We start from the raw sequence: 18,778 nt of genomic DNA on the forward strand, positions 1-18,778 counted from the left end.
CTGCTATTTAGTCATCTTTTAACGAAAACGGGCCGGTGCTTCCGGTTGTGGCGGATAAGGAATAATTTGTATCTTTGTCCGCAATAAATTCAAATACCTATGAAGATACAACTCTATTGGCTGCTTTCGGCAGCATTATTATTGTTATTACCTCAGAAGGCAGACGCCGCAAATAACAAGAAACCGTTCGTCATCCCTGAATTGCAGGAGTGGAGAGGAAGTCAGGGAATGTTCACCCCTACGGCGACATCCCGGATCGTCTATACCGGAAAAGATCCGGCCGTGGCCCGTGTCGCCAACCAGTTTGCCGAAGATTATGAACTGATGTTCGGCCGCCGCATGAAGGTTGTGCAAGGCCGTGCGGCTGCCGGCGATTTCGTTTTGTCCCTTTCGTCCGACAACCGTTTGGGAGAGGAAGGCTATACGATGAAGATCACCGACCGCGTCACCGTTACCGCTCCCAAGAGCAAGGGACTGTATTGGGCTACCCGCACGTTGCTGCAACTGACCGAACAGCAGGCTGACCAGGCTCTGCCCAAAGGAACGGCCCGCGATTATCCCGACTATGCGATCCGTGGTTTTATGATGGATTGCGGACGTAAGTTTATCCCGATGAGCATGTTGCGCGACTATGTGAAGATGATGGCTTACTATAAGATGAACACCTTCCAGATCCATCTGAACGATAATGCCTTCAAGCAGTATTACAACCACGACTGGAACAAGACCTATTCGGCTTTCCGCCTCGAATGCGAAACTTTCCCGGGCCTGACCGCCCGTGACGGCTATTATACGAAAAAGGAGTTTATCGCCCTGCAACAACTCGCCGACAGCCTGGGTGTGGAGATTATCCCGGAGATAGACGTGCCGGCCCATTCGCTTGCGCTTACACAATACAAGCCGGAGATCGGAAGTGCGGAATACGGCATGGACCATCTCGACCTGTTCAAGCCTGAGACATACGAGTTCGTAGACGCTCTTTTCCGCGAGTACCTGGAGGGGCGCAATCCGGTCTTTGCCGGCAAACGCGTCCATATCGGAACGGACGAATATTCCAACAAGAAGCAGGATGTGGTGGAGAAATTCCGTGCTTTCACCGATCATTATATCCGTTTCGTGGAAGGTTTCGGCAAGCAGGCTTGTGTCTGGGGAGCCTTGACGCATGCGAAGGGCGAGACGCCTGTCAAGTCGAAGAATGTGTTGATGAGTGCCTGGTATAACGGCTATGCCGATCCGAAAGAGATGATCAAGCAAGGGTATGACCTGATCAGCATTCCCGACGGATACCTGTATATCGTTCCCGCAGCCGGCTATTATTACGATTACCTGAATACGGAAATGCTTTATAAGGAATGGACGCCCGCCCATGTCGGGAAAGAGGTGTTCCCCGAAAAGCATAAGCAGATCAAAGGCGGTATGTTTGCCGTCTGGAACGACCATGCAGGCAACGGCATCAGTACGAAGGATATTCACTACCGCGTGTTTCCCGCCATGCAGACGTTGGCCGTCAAAATGTGGACAGGGAAGGATTGTACGGTTCCGTATGCCGACTTTAACAGTGCGCGTATGGCGATCAGCGAAGCTCCTGGCGTGAACGTGGCCGGACGTATCGGTACGAAGCCGCGTGCCGTCTACAACCTCGAAACATTGAAGCCGGGAATGGAAACGGGATTGAAAGAGATCGGCTACCATTACACCGTCTCTTTCGATATCAAAGCGGAGACGGAGGAAAAGGGAACCGAGTTGTTCCGTTCGCCTGACGCCGTCTTTTACCTGTCTGATCCGGCTTCCGGAAAGTTGGGATTTATCCGCGATGGCTATCTGAATACCTTCAACTACCAGTTCTATCCCGAAGAGACCGCATCGGTAACCATTACCGGGGACGAGAAATCTACGCGGCTTTACATCGACGGAAAGTTGAAAGAGGATCTGACTATCCGAAAACAGTATTTCAACGGAGGAAAAGATTCGATGAATTATGTCCGCACATTGGTGTTCCCGTTGGAAAAAGCGGGAGATTTCAAGAGCTCGATCCGTAATGTGGAAGTCTTGAACTATTGCAAGTCCTTCGAATAACCGCCGAATACGGGTTGGAATGCCCCTGTATCCTCCATGTTAGGGTACAGGGGCATTTTTACTTTAGGTGAAACCTATTTCTTTATTTTCTGATAAATCATTTGCAAAGCCGCCAGCCTTGTCGCTTTCCCGGCTTCGATGCCCGGCAGGTCCGTTCCGCCCAGTTTTTCCCAGGCGACTAATGTCGCCGCATCCACCGGGTCTTGCAGGCGGGCATTCCATTCGGGGAGATAGCCTCGCAGTCCCAAATACTGCACCATGCGGAAGTGGGGACTCGTGTAATCCACATCCTTGAAATACATGAGCGTCGCCTTCTGGTCGACCAGCTTGTCCTGCAGGCGGGGGAGGTCGATGTTCTGCACCTTCACCTTCCCGTCGATCGAAAGGGCCGAAGCAATACCGGCGGCCTGTCCCATCGCCATCCAGCAGGGCTCCATGCGCAGGGTGGAAAATCCGATGTGCGAACCCGACACCGGAACGGGCAACAGCAGGTTGTCCACTTCTTTCGGGACCATCACGCCATAAGGGACTGTGTAAACTGCCGAAGGATAGCTCAGGAAACCGTCCAGATGCACCCTCCCTTCTTCTCTTTTCCGTACCGCATGCGAGTCCAGCGCATAATGGCTCGCCGTTATGCTGCTTTCGTGGATGGGCGGGCGGCTGCCGATCGTTACCGGGATGGCATCGTTGGCGGTAAAGAAGTAGGCGCCTTCGAAACGGCGGCCTTCGCGGACGTAGACCTGGCGCGGGAAATGCTCGTTATCCGTGTATTCATCTTTTGAAAGTCCCCATTCTTTTGCCGCTTTGCGGAAGTGGGCGGGCAGTTCAGGGTCGTTCTGGGCGAACCAGAAAAGCCCTTCGGTGTATTCGCGCAAGCGTTGGGCGAACTTGTCGCGCCATTCCCACGAAGAGGTGGGCCAGGGCCAGTTCTCTTCCGGCAGGTCGGTCGATACGAACACGCCGTGCTGGTTATTGGCGTCCGTCTTCATGTTCGGGACGTGGACGATGTTGGTGATCTTGGCGATCCCCCATTTGTCGCCCGGAAGTTTGGAGGGGTTGCCGGCTTTGATGTGTTTCCGGTTCTCTTCCATCATTTCGGAAGTCACGCGTTGCATGGCGGCATCCGTGTTGCGTCCGGTCCAGACGTCCTCCACGATGGAGGCATAGTCTTCGCGGTTGTAACGGGCCGGCTTGGTGAAAGCCACGCGGTTCGCCGGATTGTTGGTCAGGCAGAGGCGGTAATTGTAGGACTGCACGGCATTGTCTTTCTTGAACGTGCTGCCGTCGCCTTCCGGACCGCCCCAATACTTGTAGACGCGTCCGGCTCCGGGCTCGCCGAACTCGTCTTTCCCTTCGCGCCCTACGCGGAAAGGAACGCCGGCGGCGGCTCCGAGGTCACCTTCGTAGGTGGCATCCAGGAATACCGAACCGGTGTATTCCTCCATCTCCCCGGTTTCCCGGTTCAGGATGCGGATCTTCTCGATGCGGTTGTCGCGCATGACGATGTTTTCGTCTTCGGCATCGAACTGGCGCATGGTGAGGACGGTGATCTTGTCCTTCTGCCCGTCGAGCATCTTCTGGAAGATGCGTGCCCCGACGGAGGGTTCGAAATGGTAGCCGTCGCTGCATACCTTCACCTGCTCGGAGTCAGGGCCGTAGGTGTCGATATAGTATTGTTTCACTCCGTCCACAAACTCACGGAACAGGCCGGTCGTGGCGGCACGGGTGGCGATGTCGGTTGCTCCGAGTCCGTTGGCGGGAAGTCCGCCGACATAGCGGGTACGTTCGAGTATCACCGATTTCTTCCCCATCCGGGCGGCCGAGATGGCAGCCATGATGCCTCCGGGGTTGCCGCCGACGATCACCAGGTCGTAGGACGACTGGCCGAATGCGGCCGCACAGGCCAAAAGGAGAGAGAGTATAAGTGTTTTCTTTCTCATAAGGCATTATTTACTGTTTAATATTTCATTTGCATAACGGGCGTAATGGCCTTGCAGACCGTCGGCGTACCGACGGAGCACCTCTTCCCCGATGCCGTCCTGGTCGCCGCATAGGTAAAGGGCTCTTGCCAGATGCAATTCCTTCAATGCGAGGTTACGGGTGGACGTGTCGTTGAGGTCGGGAACGGCACTGCTGCGTGCTTCGGCATACGAAAGGATCGAATGGCCCCGTACGCCCGGTGTCGTCAGCAGGGTCGCCAGTACGGGAACGGCTTCGCGGCTGCCGATTGCCTCGGTGGCCATGGCGATGGCACGGAAGTGGGAGAGATAGTCTTCCGGCTCCAACTTCTTTGCCTTTTCGAGTACGGCGGGAAGGGCAGAAGTGTCGCGGGCATTCCCTAATGAGGTGATCAGAGCATCCAGGCGGCTGAGGCACATGCCGAACTGTCCCATGCCGGTATAGTGCCAGCCTTCGTCCCAATCCTTATATTGCCGGATGGCTTCTGCCAGTATCGGAGCATGCTTCCCTTCACCTAAGATACAAAGGATGCTGGCAAGGATTACTCTCTCTTCCGGCATGGTTGCTCCGGCGATTTGTTTGCCGGTGAGCCGGATGCAACGTTCGGGATCGGTCAGCAATATTTCGAGTCCTTTGTAGTTGTCTGTCACGCCGGCGAGCGCCTTTTTCATCTCGGAATTGCTGAATCCTTTAAACTCCTTATCCGTCAACACCCGTTCCGGAAGGTTGCCGATCTTGACTAAATGGCGTTGTACCTTCTTGATGTCTATCTTTCGGGGAGATTTGTTTTCCTTGACACACAAGGCGGAAAGGTAACCGACTGCATATCCCTGGTTTTGCAGGCAGGGCTGCATACGGATCACCGGCATGGCATCCCGGTGCGCACTTGCTCCCAGGCCGGTTGTCAGGATACCTTCCAATCCTTTCGGTAACAGACAGCGCAACGGGACATCCGCATCATAGATCTTGTGCCGCTTTTCCGGCGGGTTCAGGATGAAGAACGGGTCGATGATCATGCCGTGTGTGTCGAACGAACTTTTGTGATAAGAGATCGTGTCGGGGTAACGACGGTGGTTGATCACGTCGTAGACCGAGATGATGTAGTCGCCTATGATCCGGCGGCGTTCGCGTGTCTGGGGGATTTTGACCAGGTCGTATTGCCCTTGCAATTTTGTCTTGGCTTGGACGAAAGCGCGTGAGACATCCAGGATATCCGTGTCGTCAACGAACAGCCAGTCGTTATTGTTGTAATAGTCGCCCGGCGCCCATTTGCCGGTTCCCGCACCTTGTACGGCGATTGTTTTTTTGCCAGTATAATCGAACGCTGCACCGGCTGCAATGGCTATATCTGCGCTTCCGGTACTGTCGATCAGAACTTTGGACAGGATGACGCCTCGTCCGAAGGGGGTGGCGACTACGACTCCTTTTACCTGGTTCCCTTCAGTCAAAGCCCCGCATCCCATCACGCCGAACCAGAGTTTGCCTCCTGCCTGTAACAGTTCTTTGCGATGCCATTCCATTTTCCAGTCGGCGGGGAAACGTCCTTCCCCTTTGGGCTGTCTCGGATGGTCTTCGGGGGCCATTGCCAGGACACTCTTGTCTATATGGGCCGTATATCCGCCTCGGAAGCCGTCCCAGTAGACCCCGATCATCCCTAACGTGCTCAATCCGCCAAGCCCGTGCAGGTATTCCAGCACTAATGTATCGGCTCCCTGTTTGGCTGCCGATATGCCGGCTGAAGCGCCTGCCGTGCCGCCTCCCATTACCACGACGTCATAACTTCCTAAAACCGGAAGTGCACCTGCGGGGGAATCTACGAAGCCTTTTTGCAGGGACGGACGGAGCGGGGAAAGCAGTTCGCCTGTTTCTCCGTAGTTCGAAGCGTTTACTTTCGGTTGGCGGACGGTGGCCTGGGCCGGTACGGGCATATCCTTTATCTGTCCGGCGACCATCTCGCCCATCATTTCTCCAATGAACAGGGCCGGTACGGGGCGCATCACTTGGCCTGCCAGCTCTCTCGGTATCTCTGCACAGGGACCGAGTACCCACAGGTTCGCGATATTCTTTGATTTGAACGCTTGCATCGGCAGTTTGCGGAGGGATGCCGGCTTCCCGTTATATGCCTTCTCGCTGATAATCGTCTGTTTCGGAATATACCAGAGCAGATCCGAGCTATCGACCTGTTCTATGTCCCAGGTCCGGTTACGGATGATCTGTTCGGCCTCCGCCAGTGAAGCATACGAGTCGTCTTTGAGCGGTAAACGGAATGTGTAGCGGGTGACCGGATAGTTTTTTTCGCCAACCTTGACGGGCTGGGACAACGCTTCGGCCCGGATAATTTCAGGCGCTTCTTTCGGGGTATTTCCTACTACGGTATAGCAGAATTCCTGCATACCGGCGGTAAAAGGTTTACGTTCCGCTCCTGATAGCGCGGCAACGGAAGCATTGTGCGTCGCGTCGATAATCGCTTTGCAGCGGATAGCCTGTCTGCCCGAACGGTTTGCCATCACGACGCCCGCAGGTTTACCGGACGGATCTGTCAGCACATTCGTCACGTAGCTGCTGTAAAGGAACCGGACGTTGTTGTCGATCAGCTCGTCTTCCAGCGTTTTCTTTATATGAAGCGGAGTCGGGAAATTTTTCCCCGGAAAGAGCTTGCGTGCAAGTGCCGTCTGCGGTTTTTCCCCTTCCTCCCGTTCGTAGAGATGCGAGCCGCATATGTCTTCACCTAAATAAGGCATATAGCCGATCAGATAAACCCGGCTGCCCGCTTTCGCTGCGGCCACAGCGGCGGCAATGGCACGTGCACTTCCTCCCGCGACCACAAGGTCTGCTTCTGCAATCACCGGAATCTTACGCGCCCCTTCATGGCAGAACCTTTCATCGGGAACGGCTGACTGCATCGCGGCCTTTGCTTCCGTCACGCTACCTAAAGAGGCTAATGCGCCTCCTGCCGCCGTTACTTTTAAAAAATCACGTCGTGTAATCATGGTATTCTCTTTTTATACTGGTCTTTATGGGAGCCATAAAGATAAGAATTTTATTTTTTAGGAACTAATATAATCGCATCGGCAAATAAGGCTCCTTTCGAACGGCTGCCGTCAATCCTGATAGAAGATGTCCAGCTACCTTTCTCAAACTCGTATGTGCCTAAACTTACCCATGAACCTTTATAAGATCTGGGCGATATTTCTACTTGCTTGGTGCCTCCTTTTCCGGTAATGTCAAAAGCCATAACTTCGGGCATCTCCTGGTCGGGAAGGGCTGTGCAGTAAAAGAAAACTTCATATGTGTCCGCTTTTTTGATAACAGGCATAAAGGTGAAAGAGCAGTCGTTCTTCTGATTCGCCGACTTTAAGAAGCTGTTCTTGTAATGTGCTCCGAAACTTTTTTGCCAATGTCCGGATCTTCCTATTTTATCTATATCGCTGTCATCGACTAATATTTCCGGAGTAGAACCATCCAGATAAGGATTGTCTCTCAAGATTCTCCTCAGTTTGGTTACGTCTATTGTCTGGACGTCGGTATTATCGTCGATCGCTAATGCCGATGCTACGGCTGCCGACTGTCCCAGCACCATAAAGACCGGTTCCATCCGGATCGATCCGAAAGCGATATGGGTGGAAGAAATACATACGGGGACCAGTAGATTAGTACATTCTTCGCGTTTAGGCGTAATGCTCTTATACGAGATCGGATAGGGTGGGAAGCCATGATATTGGACATCCCCTTCATTTTTTACCATCCCGTTTGTGATGATGCGTTGGCAATTATGGGAGTCCATCCCGTAGGCAGCCATTCCGATCGCATCTCCAACGGTCTCTTCTCCCTGACAATTCTTTTGCGTCATGATATATTCCCCGTCCAGACGGCGGGCTTCACGCACGTATAGCTGGGTCGGGAAGTTATCATTGTCTACAAATTCATCTTTCGCCCATCCGAATCTGGAAACCTGGTCGCGAAGTTCGGCGGGAACTTTTTCATCGTGTGTAAGGAAATAGAGTAGCCCTTTTGTGTAGTCTACATGTTCCTGCCAGATCCGTTCACGGGTTGCGTAGTCGCCATCCGGATATTCATAGTTCATACCGATCATATCGGTCGATAGCGGCCCTCGGTTATTCACATCATATTTATTATCCGGCATCATGCCCCAGTTGAATAAGAGATAATTGTCTATGTGTAAATCCATTTTACGGATAGCACGTGCCAATAGTTCGTATTTGGCCGGATCATAATTCGCCGGTTTCTCGAACGGGCGTTGATTCTCTTTCTTGTCGGTGAGGCATAGACGGAAATTATATGCTTGTACGAGTTTATCTCCGCTACCTCTTTCTTGCAGTGTGTTCGGTTGGATTCCCCAACATAAGCCACTGTTCGGATCTCCCTCTTTCAGATACGGGTCGACTCCGTCCGGGAATTGGTGCCAGATAGACATCTGGACTCCGTTGAGGGTCTCGTCCTGTTCTTCGTTCCCTTCACGTCCGACAAAATAAGAGACGCCGGCTTTTGCCATCAAATCGCCTTCATACGAACAATCGATGAATTGTTTGGCCTTGACCCGTATCAAGGTCTTTTCATCCGGTTGCCGGGAGTCTTCCAACGTGATACTTTTTATTCTTTTATTCCGGACTTGAGCATCTGTTATGCGGCGATAATACAGGACATCTAAATCTGCATCTTTCACAAAGCGGTTCATGGTTGCAGTCGCGACACTCGGCGGGAAGGTCCATTGCTCGAATTTATTATAATGCTCTCCAATGCGACGATAGAAAAGGCGTGCCAATCCGGTAACCGCATATTTGTTCCCGATATCCGTCATCCCGAGACCGCCGGTTGTCATACCTCCTAAATATTTCCCCGGTTCAATCAGAAGGACGGATTTACCCATTTTTTTTGCAGAGTAGGCAGCTACAACGCCTGCGGATGTTCCCCCGTAAATGCAAATGTCAACTTCTTTGGCAGAAGCGGATATATTTTCCTTGTTTTTTAGATGGCAGGAAAATAATGCTATACAAAGAATAAGAGGAAATAGTTTGTACTTCATAATGGTGATATTTGTTAAACGAAGCCTCGATTATAGGTTCTCATTGTTGAAATGCCAAAATCGAGGCTTCGATTGTTACGAATCAATATCCGTTGTTTTGCGTCAGATTGCCGTTGACCAAGATATCATTGGCTGGAATAGGCCACAGATAGTTTTTAGTTGGGTCAAAAGACATTTTGTAAAACGTGGTGATATATCCGGCACTTTCCATAGGAGCAAGATTGGGCAGCCCGTTTTCATCGATTGCCGGTATGCCACCGATGGGATAGTTGCCTTCGTCCCAGTTCTTTAACAAAGTTATGAAGTCTTGAGACAATTCGATGTTTGATTCATTGCCGGTCAAACCATTCCAATTGGCAGAATTAGACCAAGCGCGATTCAAGTAATACATGGACTTGTTGTGCGATTTTTCAGCAATGCGCCAACGCAGCAGGTCGCGATAACGTATCCCCTCGAACGCAAATTCCGAACGGCGGTCCATACGGATAATTTTACGCAGAGCTTCTTGTGATTGCATTTCTACGCGAGGGTAAGCGATACCCGTTTCGCGATAGGCACGTTCCCGGATCTGATTGATCGTTTTGTCCAAATCATCTTGTGTACATTGTCCCATTTCGTTCTTCGCTTCCACATAAGTCATCAATATCTCGGCATAACGCAGGTATGGATAGCAGTTGTCTGCTTTCAGATTATAATTGTTGAAATCTTTCCAGTCATCCTTTACGAATTTGCGGAGAATCAGTCCGTTATAAGCAGAATGTTGATTCGATGCTTTGGAGTCGGTGTTGACTACCATCTTACCGGTAGAGACTTCGTAGACTGTATTTGCATAAGGACTGGGATTGAATTCGTAACCTAATGTGATATAGTCCGGATATTTTTCAGGGAATGTCCCGTCTTTTTTGGACTGTTCATATTCTGCATAATCGGCAGAGTATTTAGTTTTGAAAGGTTGGATCGTCATCGCCAGGCGCGGGTCTCGGTTGGCAAACGGATCTTTCGGATTATAGAGCGGTGACTTGTCAATAGGCAAACCGTCCGTGCAGGTGTAGGAACAGAACAGTTCCAATGATGGACTTTGGTTACAGTGACCGCCGATTTTGCGTATGACAAAGTCACGTACATTTTCCATGAAACCGTATCCTTTCTTTAATGTCAAGTCGCCTTTGAAATAAAACATGAATTCGGGAGAACTGGATGCTTGGAACATTTCCCTATAATTGTCGTGCAATTTGTAGACTCCGAGCTCCATGCATTTTTGTGCAGCATCGACAGCGGTTTGCCAGTCTTCGTGGAAAAGGGCAAAACGGGCTTTGAAACCGAGGGCGGCTCCTTTGGTCGGTCGTTGCTGGCCTTTGTAGGAGTCGGGCAGGTATTCGGCTGCTTTGTCCAAACACTCGAAAGCATATGCAAGTACTTCGCTTTTGGGTGAGCGGGTCGCTGCGTATGCTTCATCTAAAGTCATACCTTTATTCAACACGCAATCTCCATAATAGGCAGTCAGTTCACAATAAGCAAACCCCAACATGAAGTAAGCCTCTCCTTTGTATTGGTTTACTTTGCTTTCGCTGATTCCGGTCGCAGAGCCATTGTCCAATGCTTGGATTACTTTTGTTGCACGGGCGATGGACTTGTATAAGGAGCTCCAACGTGTGGAGGAGGTTCCCCATTGAGAAGTGACTGTCCCGAGCGTAACTTCGTTGGAACCATTGCGGTTCAACAAATCATCATCCCAATAGATAGCATCGATCGGGAAGAAGTCCGGTCTCCACAAATCGTTAAGTGCCATTTCTATTTCGGTTTCATCGTGATACCAATTTTCGCTCGATCCTTCGGAAAGCGGATTTAGGTCGAGGTCGGCACAGGCTGTCATGCTTAGTGCGACTATTCCGGTTAATAGATATTTGTTTATTTTGTTCATAACAGGATTCTTTAATTAAAATGAAACATTCAAGCCAAAGATGTAAGAAGACATAATCAGGTCTTTTGTGCGATCCCCCCATTCCGGATCGAATCCTTCGGGATATTTCGAGAAGGCGGGCAGGTCATTTGCACTGAAATAGACCCTCAGCTTGTTGACAAAAAACTTCTTCGTGAGTTCAGATGGGAGCGTATAACCTAATGTGATGTTTTTGATACGCATATAAGCTCCGTTGAAAATGTAGAAGTCGCTTTTTGCATAAATATTGGCACTATTGGTCGTCAGCTTCGGATATTTTGCCTTGGCATTTTCCGCATCCGTCGCTGTCGGGCTCCAATGGCTTTCGATCAGATTTACCGGACAAGCATATGCTTGATAATTGAAGGGCGTACCGGGCCAATTCCAATAGGCTAATTGATGTCCGATCCCTTGAAATGATAAGTTAAAATCTATGCCTTTCCATTCAGCCCATAGAGATCCGCCATATTGCATTTCCGGTAGGGAATTGCCCAAGCGTACACGATCGGTGGAAGCGGTGATCTTGCCGTCTCCGTCTATATCTTGGTAGCGTATGTTACCGGCTTTATCATTGTTAGTCAGAACCGGAATTTTATTGCCGTTTTCATCTGACATGGCAGCGTCATTCAAGATAATGCCCATACTTTTGTATCCGTACCATTCATTAAAATAGGATCCTTCTTCGGTGATCTTGTTGTCATCGATTTTCTGTCGGTTTGCCATGTATCCCATTTTGGAACGATAATCGGACAAGTTGAAACTTACACCGTAGCGGAAATCGTTGATTTGATCGCTCCAGGAAAGTTCAAGATCCCAACCTTTCGTGTTCATATCGGCTGCGTTGTTTTGCGGTGCGTTATAACCGAAGTAGGAAGGGAATCCGACTTCCATTAACATATCTGTCGTCTTTTTGTAGTAATAATCGGCTGATGCACGAAGTCTGTTGTTTAGCAAGGTGATGTCAGCTCCTAAACCATAGGTGGTTGTCGTCTCCCATGTCAGGTCGTTGAAAGCATAGTCTGTCTGGTAGGCCGTTTGCACGACGTCTGCCACTCCTGTAGTCGCATTAGGTATGAAGCCTGTACCAAAACTGAGAATTGCCTGATAGGGAAATTCCTTACCTAAGCGTTCGTTACCTAATTGTCCGATCGAACCGCGTAGCTTTAAATAATCTACAACATCCTTGTTGAACCAAGGTTCTTCGGAAATGACCCAACCTGCACTGACGGATGGGAATGTACCCCATCGGTGACCGTCGGCAAAGCGTGAAGAACCATCCGAGCGGATATTGGCTTGCAGTATATAGCGGTCTGCCCATGAATACATGATACGGCCGAAGAATGAACGGTAAGCATTATGTCCGGCTTTTCCACTATTATATTGATAATCTTCAGGCCCTAAATTCAAGTAAGGATAATTAACCAAGTTGAAATTGGTTCGTGAAGCGCCTTCTTCTTCCCATTTGTAAGAATAATCTTCATAACCGGCCATTAATCCGATAGAATGACGTTTCAGTTGCAGCTTGTAGTTGGCATAGAACTGTTTTGTCAGGCTATGGTTGTCGTTGCGGCTTTCGCTGAGGCTGGTCGAGGCATAGCCGACTCCGGGAATCGGGTCACCGGTGATCCTGTAGACTTCGTATCTTTTGCGGTGGTCTTTCCCTTTGTAAAAAGAATATTTCGGTGCTACGATGGCAGTTAACGTTAATCCTTTTACGGGTGTGAGATCTAATTGTAGTTTACCGCCCACACTGTAGTTTTGCTTTTTCATGGAGCCGCCTAATTGGTGCTCGGCAATGGGGTTGTCACCATCTTTGCCATCGGCAAAACGTCCGTCGGACCAGTAAGCATTGTAGATCGGTGCGCGTTCCATCAAGGTAAAGATCGATCCGTGGGGTTCATTTGCATTGGAATAGAGCAAATTCAAATCGACATTGGCATGTATCCAATTATTGATCTGATAGTCATTGTTCGTGCGGATATTGAAACGTTCGTAGTCTTTTGTTTTGATAAGCGCTTCCGAATTGTAATAATTGAGGCTGAAGTTTGTTTTCAGTTTTTCCGTACCTCCGGTGAGCGAGAGAGAATGTCTTTGGTGATGTGTGCTGCTTTTCAATCCCAAGTCCATAAAGTCGGTATCTGCATAGCGGTCCGGATCTTCGGCTCGCAGTTGAGCGTAATTGTTGATTACATCTTCCGAATAAAGCGAATGGAGAGATGATGCGCCATCATTGAAAGCCAATTCGTTGAGGCCACTCATCCATTGTACGGCATTAGCGAATTTTGGTTTTGCGGTCGGTGTGTTGATCCCGTATTCTCCATTATATGAAAGATGGAACTCCTTGTTTTTGGCACGTTTGGTTGTGACCAATATGACACCTGCTGCTGCGCGTGAACCGTAAATGGCAGCCGAAGCCGCGTCTTTCAGTACTTGAATGTCTTTTACGTCTTCAGGGGCAATATCCGTAAGAGTGCCAGGCACTCCATCGACGATCACCAATGGGTCATTGGTCGACATGGTCGTGACACCACGTACGCGGATGGTTGCTCCGGCTGACGGGTCGCCGCTGGAACGTGTGATCTGTACGCCGGCCATCTGCCCTTGTAACTGGCTGGAAAGTTGCGGTGTGCTCTTCATCCGAAGTTTGTCGCCTCCCAAAGAAGAGGTCGATCCTGTCAGGTCGATCTTGCGTGCCGTACCGTAACCGATCACGACGACTTCATCCAATGTCTCCGAATCTTCTTCGAGGGTGATATTGTAGGAGTTCTGTGAACCGACTTTTATTTCGGCCGGCTTGTATCCGATGTAGGAAATCGAAAGTATAGCACCAGGTGCTATACTGATGTTGAAGAGGCCTTCAACATCAGTGATGGACCCGTTAGTCGTTCCTTTTTCTACAACATTGGCTCCGATGATCGGGTCACCGTTGCTGTCAAGGACTTTCCCCGTGATCTGCTTGGCCTGTTGTTGCCGGGCGTATGCTTTTCGCATAATGTTGATATTCCGGTCATTGATGGTGTATGCCAGCCCTGTACCTGTTAATGCTTGTGCCAGGATCTCATCGATTTGAGTGCTGTTGGCCTTTACGTTGACTTTGATGTCTGCAACATCTTTATCTACATAGAAAAATAGAAATTCGCTTTGTTTTTCTATCTGTGAAAACAGGTCGGTGAGAAGTATCCGCTCAGTTTTGATGGATATCACTACTGATTGCGAATAGGTTGGTTCCGCTTGCATTGTGGAAGGTAAAACTGTCAATAGCGAAACCGCCGTGATTTTTGTAATTGCCACTAATTTTTTCAGGCTTTCAGGATGAAGAGGCCTGTAATACGAAACATTTTTCATGCTTATGTATTGATTTAAGAGATTAATAATTGGGTTGTTTCATTGTATAGCCTGCTTTGTGCAGGCTTCAGTACTGTTTTAGAATATCAGTGTTTTCCCATAGGCATTGTCTTTTTTAGTGTTGCATACTGAATGTGATAAATACCGTTATCATTCGTCCATCGTACAGGTAAACTGTATGAGATCACTTTCAAGATCTGGTCAAAACTTTGTTTCTGGTCGAATGTCCCGGATACGGTGACGGACGGATCGGCCAGTCTTTCATCGTCAATTTGGATTTCTACTTGATAGATATCTTTTAGGTTCTCGACCAATCGGGTGAATGAGATGGACTTATATTTCAACAGCCCGTCTTTCCAGGCAGTGAAAGTGTCGGTGTCTATTTCTTTGACATCCACCTTATTTGTCGACCGGCTGAAAGTAAGCTGCTGGTTCGGAGTCATCACGATATTTTGCTTTGCGCCTTCGAAACGGATGGAACCTTCCACGAGGGTTGCTGTGATATCGTCGGATTGGGCATCTGCTTTCACGTTGAAGTGCGTGCCCAGTACGATGATAGAGGCGCCGTTCATCTCTACTTGGAAGGGTTTGCCCGGATCTTTTGCCACTTCGAAATAGGCTTCGCCTTCTAACTTGACGTCACGGCTGCCTTTTCCGTATCTGTCGGAATAGCTGAGGCGGCTGTTCTTGTTCAAGGTGATGACGGTCCCGTCTTCCAGCGTGAAGTGGGAGGTATGTTCGCCTGCCAGCAAGGTGTAGTATTCGGATGTACGGTCATTCGTGTTGTAAAGGAAAAAGGCTGTTGAGAAAATGAAAAGCAAACAGGCTGCGGCAATGAGCGGGATGGCGTTTCTCCACATTTGCCGCCGGTCCGTCTGCCTTCTTTGTACATTGATCTTTTGTTGCAGCTTGTCGGCCGAGAAAGCTGGGGCGACGGAATGCTTGAAAGCGACATCCGCATCCCAGTAATTCTTGAGCCGTCGGAATTCATCCCGGTTCTTTTCGTCTTCGTTCAGCCATTCGCTTAGCGAAAGGATGTCGTCCGAAGAACTTTCCCCGCTCAGGACACGTGCGATTATATGGTTTATTCTGTTTTCCATTCTATGTGTTTCTGTATATATAGTCGCAGGGAAATGAGAATACCCTTAGTCGAAATGAGAAAAAGATAGAAAGTTTTCACCTGTTCCCATTAGGTGAAAATTTATTTTCACTGGCGGGAAAATAAATTTTCATGGGCATGGAAATAAATTTTCGTAAGCATGGAACAAAAGTTTCGTAGGCATGGAACTTTTATTTCCTGCTGGGGTGTTGCTTTTCAGATGCAGTCGTCGGCAAGCGTTTCCCGTAGCTTGCGGACAGCATTGGCCAGATGTGCCTCCAGCGTCTTGACGGAGATGTCGAGGATGGCGGCCACTTCTTTGTATTTGAGCTTGTCTTCGCGGACGAGTTTGAAAGCCATCTTGCATTTGGCGGGTAGCGAGTCGATCGCGAGGTCCAGGCGGCGGATTCCTTCGCGGCTGATAAGCTCTTCTTCGGGAGTCGTTTCGGTCGAGGTGAAAAGGTCGATGGAGATTTCGTCCAGCGATACCTGCTCCATGTGCTGCTTGCGGTAATAGCTGATCGCCTTGTGGCGGGCTACCGTATATAGGTAAGAGTCGAAATTGGAGATGCCGGGAAGTTGCTTGCGGTTGTTCCAGACGGCCAAGAAGGTATCGGAAACGATCTCCTCGGCTTCTGCCGGCGATGAGACATACATGCCTGTAAATCGCATCAGCGGCCCGAAATAGGCCATGTAAAGCGATTTAAGGGCGGCTTGTGAGTCCGATAAGGCCATTTCACAAATCCACTGTATGATATTGTCCCGATTCTCTCTCAAGTGCGAGCAAGATTAACAATGTTCTTACAATAAAAGTCGCGAATATAAGGAAAAACCCTTAGTCCGGTAACCTTATTTTTTATTCAATTGTTCCTATAAGGAAATAGTTCGGCTTGTAACGCGTTTGTAACATCTATGTCATTTTAGCGTAATATTTGTTTCAGACCTTTGCAACCAAATATATAACAAGCAATTATGGAGACATTCTACCTCTTCCTGATCATTTTCCTCTTTGTGCTGGCGGTATTCGACCTGTCAGTAGGGGTCAGCAACGATGCGGTAAACTTCTTGAATTCGGCGATAGGGTCGAAAGCTGCATCTTTTAAAGTCATAATGGTGATTGCCGCGGTCGGCATCTTTGTCGGCGCCTCGCTTTCCAACGGGATGATGGACATCGCCAGGCACGGGATTTACCAGCCGCAGCATTTCTTCTTTTCGGAGATCATGTGCATTTTGCTGGCGGTCATGCTCACCGATGTGGTGTTGCTGGACATCTTCAATTCTCTGGGTATGCCCACTTCGACTACCGTTTCGCTGGTCTTCGAGTTGCTGGGCGGTACGGTTGCGATTTCATTGATCAAGATCGCCAATTCCGACGGTGCGCTCCAGTTGGGCGACCTGCTGAACACGGATAAGGCGTTTACGGTGATACTCGCTATTTTCCTTTCGGTGGCGATCGCTTTCTTCTTCGGGGCCATTGTCCAATATATCTCCCGTCTGATCTTCACCTTCAATTATAAGAAGCATGCGACCTGTTTCATCGGGCTGTTCGGCGGATTGGCCGCTACTTCCATCCTTTACTTTATGCTGATCAAAGGTCTGAAGGAAAGCTCCTTTATGGAAGGCGACCTCAAAACGGCGGTCTATAGTAATACGGACACGATCGTGTGGGGAGCGCTTGTCTTCTTCACCCTGTTGATGCAGGTCCTTCACTGGCTGAAGGTGAACGTCTTTAAGGTGGTGATCTTGTTGGGTACGTTTGCCTTGGCATTGGCCTTTGCAGGTAACGACCTGGTGAACTTTATCGGCGTCCCGTTGGCAGGCTATTCTTCTTATATGGACCTGATGGCGCAGGGCGGCACGACTACGACCGACACTTTCCTGATGGAGTCGTTGCTTCAGCCGGCACGGACGCCGTGGTACTTCCTGGTCGGTTCGGGCCTGATCATGGTGATCGCTTTGGCTACATCGAAGAAGGCGCAGGCGGTGATCAAAACGTCGGTGGACCTGGCCCGGCAGTCGGATGGTAATGAGAATTTCGGAACGTCGCCCGTTGCCCGTGTCCTGGTGCGTACGTGCAATAACGCCTCCAGCACGATATTGAGCGTGGTCCCTTTGCGTGTGAAGGACTGGATCGACAGCCGCTTCAACAATAGCGAGATAATACTGGCCGATAAGGCCAGTTTCGACCTGGTGCGTGCTTCGGTGAATGTCGTGCTTTCCGGCCTGTTGATTGCGTTGGGCACTTCGTTGAAGTTGCCGTTGTCTACGACTTATGTCGCTTTCATGGTGGCGATGGGCAGTTCTCTTGCCGACCGTGCCTGGGGACGTGAGAGTGCGGTTTACCGCATCACCGGCGTGCTCTCCGTGATCGGAGGCTGGTTCATTACGGCAGGTGCCGCCTTTACGATCTGTTTCCTGGTCGCCCTCTTGATCCATGTCGGCGGTATTGCGGCGATGGCGGCGATGGTGGGGCTGGCGGTCTATATGCTGGTCCGCAACCAGATTCTGTATAAGAAGAAGATGAAGAAGGAGGCCATGCAGGAAGAAGTCGATTCCACGATCTCCAAGCTGCGCGAGACGAAGGACAAACGCGAAGCTCTCTCCCTGTTCCGCGAACATAGCCGCGACGAGCTTTGCAACGTGCTGAATTTCGCTTCCGACGCTTTCAACCGCTCCGTCCACGGCTTTATGGACGAGAACTTGCGCGAACTTCGCAAGGTGATGAGCGCGATCGAAGAGAAGAAGAGTTACCTGAAACAGGTCAAACGTGTCGGCACGTTGGGCGTTACCCAGTTGGAGCACGATATCGCGATCGATAAAGGTTTGTACTATTATCAGGGAAATGACTTTGCCAGCGAGATCGTGTTCAGTATCCGCCGTCTGACGGAACCGGGCAAGGAGCATGTCGACAACCATTTCAGACCGCTGAGCGGGGTGCAGAAGGAGGACTTCGGAAAGATGACCGATGAGATCGTTTCTTTCCTGAACCGCAGTGCTGCCATGGTCGAGAGCAACGATTACCACCGTATGGACGACCTGATCGCCGAATCGGCCGACCTGCTGGCGAAACTGACGCTGCTGAAGAAGGAGGAACTGAAACGTATCCAGGGACAGAGCGGCAGCACGAAGGTCAGCATGGTCTACCTCAATATGGTGCAGGAGGCGCAGAATGTGGTGGCCTTTACGGCGAATTTGCTGAAGGTGAGCCGGAAGTTCCAGAAAGAATAGTACCATCCGACGGTTTTGCCTTCACCCTGTTTTTTCTTTGCCGGTGCATATTGGCATGAGGCGGTCAGGTGAAGGCTGGCGGCGAGGC

9 protein-coding genes are annotated in these 18,778 nt (G+C 50.0%); 2 read left to right on the forward strand and 7 right to left on the reverse strand.

Annotated elements, in window-relative coordinates:
- Positions 1-99: 99 nt before the first annotated feature.
- Entirely contained in the window at positions 100-2,076 is a 1,977-nt protein-coding gene (locus tag RDN79_RS03475) for a family 20 glycosylhydrolase (protein ID WP_298553906.1), read from the forward strand.
- Between the two features lie 74 nt (positions 2,077-2,150).
- Here the strand turns inward: RDN79_RS03475 and RDN79_RS03480 are convergent, their stop codons facing one another.
- From RDN79_RS03480 to RDN79_RS03510, 7 genes are all read right to left on the reverse strand, one after another.
- The gene (locus RDN79_RS03480) at positions 2,151-4,016 is read right to left on the reverse strand and encodes an FAD-dependent oxidoreductase (RefSeq protein WP_298553909.1); all 1,866 of its coding nucleotides are present in this window, start codon (positions 4,014-4,016) and stop codon (positions 2,151-2,153) included.
- A 6-nt stretch (positions 4,017-4,022) separates the two neighbouring features.
- Entirely contained in the window at positions 4,023-7,025 is a 3,003-nt protein-coding gene (locus tag RDN79_RS03485; RefSeq protein ID WP_298553912.1) for an FAD-dependent oxidoreductase, read from the reverse strand.
- A 50-nt stretch (positions 7,026-7,075) separates the two neighbouring features.
- Positions 7,076-9,079 (reverse strand): FAD-dependent oxidoreductase, encoded by a 2,004-nt coding sequence (locus tag RDN79_RS03490; RefSeq protein ID WP_298553915.1) that lies wholly within the window; start codon positions 9,077-9,079, stop codon positions 7,076-7,078.
- 82 nt (positions 9,080-9,161) lie between these two features.
- On the reverse strand, positions 9,162-11,000 hold the full coding sequence (locus tag RDN79_RS03495) for a RagB/SusD family nutrient uptake outer membrane protein (RefSeq protein ID WP_298553918.1): 1,839 nt from the start codon (positions 10,998-11,000) through the stop codon (positions 9,162-9,164).
- 15 nt (positions 11,001-11,015) lie between these two features.
- Positions 11,016-14,363, reverse strand: coding sequence for a SusC/RagA family TonB-linked outer membrane protein (locus tag RDN79_RS03500; RefSeq protein ID WP_298553921.1), 3,348 nt, complete (start codon positions 14,361-14,363; stop codon positions 11,016-11,018).
- Positions 14,364-14,449: 86 nt separating this feature from the next.
- Positions 14,450-15,463 carry a FecR family protein gene (locus RDN79_RS03505; RefSeq protein WP_298553924.1) on the reverse strand — a complete coding sequence of 338 codons (1,014 nt, stop codon included), beginning with the start codon at positions 15,461-15,463 and terminating at the stop codon, positions 14,450-14,452.
- Positions 15,464-15,678: 215 nt separating this feature from the next.
- A complete protein-coding gene (locus RDN79_RS03510) occupies positions 15,679-16,239 on the reverse strand; it encodes an RNA polymerase sigma-70 factor (RefSeq protein ID WP_298553927.1) in 561 nt (186 codons plus the stop codon).
- Positions 16,240-16,434: 195 nt separating this feature from the next.
- On the opposite strand from RDN79_RS03510, the gene RDN79_RS03515 reads away from it, so the two are divergent.
- Complete coding sequence (locus RDN79_RS03515) at positions 16,435-18,690, forward strand: inorganic phosphate transporter (protein WP_298553929.1); 2,256 nt, start codon at positions 16,435-16,437, stop codon at positions 18,688-18,690.
- Positions 18,691-18,778 lie beyond the last annotated feature (88 nt).

The sequence above is a fragment of the uncultured Parabacteroides sp. genome (genome assembly GCF_902493135.1).
Taxonomy (GTDB): domain Bacteria; phylum Bacteroidota; class Bacteroidia; order Bacteroidales; family Tannerellaceae; genus Parabacteroides.

Bases quoted from the DNA above. Each gene is read 5' to 3' on its own strand.
- RDN79_RS03475 (WP_298553906.1), top strand. From the start codon at position 100: ATGAAGATACAACTCTATTGGCTGCTTTCGGCAGCATTATTATTGTTA.
- RDN79_RS03480 (WP_298553909.1), bottom strand. From the start codon at position 4,016: ATGAGAAAGAAAACACTTATACTCTCTCTCCTTTTGGCCTGTGCGGCC.
- RDN79_RS03485 (WP_298553912.1), bottom strand. From the start codon at position 7,025: ATGATTACACGACGTGATTTTTTAAAAGTAACGGCGGCAGGAGGCGCA.
- RDN79_RS03490 (WP_298553915.1), bottom strand. From the start codon at position 9,079: ATGAAGTACAAACTATTTCCTCTTATTCTTTGTATAGCATTATTTTCC.
- RDN79_RS03495 (WP_298553918.1), bottom strand. From the start codon at position 11,000: ATGAACAAAATAAACAAATATCTATTAACCGGAATAGTCGCACTAAGC.
- RDN79_RS03500 (WP_298553921.1), bottom strand. From the start codon at position 14,363: ATGAAAAATGTTTCGTATTACAGGCCTCTTCATCCTGAAAGCCTGAAA.
- RDN79_RS03505 (WP_298553924.1), bottom strand. From the start codon at position 15,463: ATGGAAAACAGAATAAACCATATAATCGCACGTGTCCTGAGCGGGGAA.
- RDN79_RS03515 (WP_298553929.1), top strand. From the start codon at position 16,435: ATGGAGACATTCTACCTCTTCCTGATCATTTTCCTCTTTGTGCTGGCG.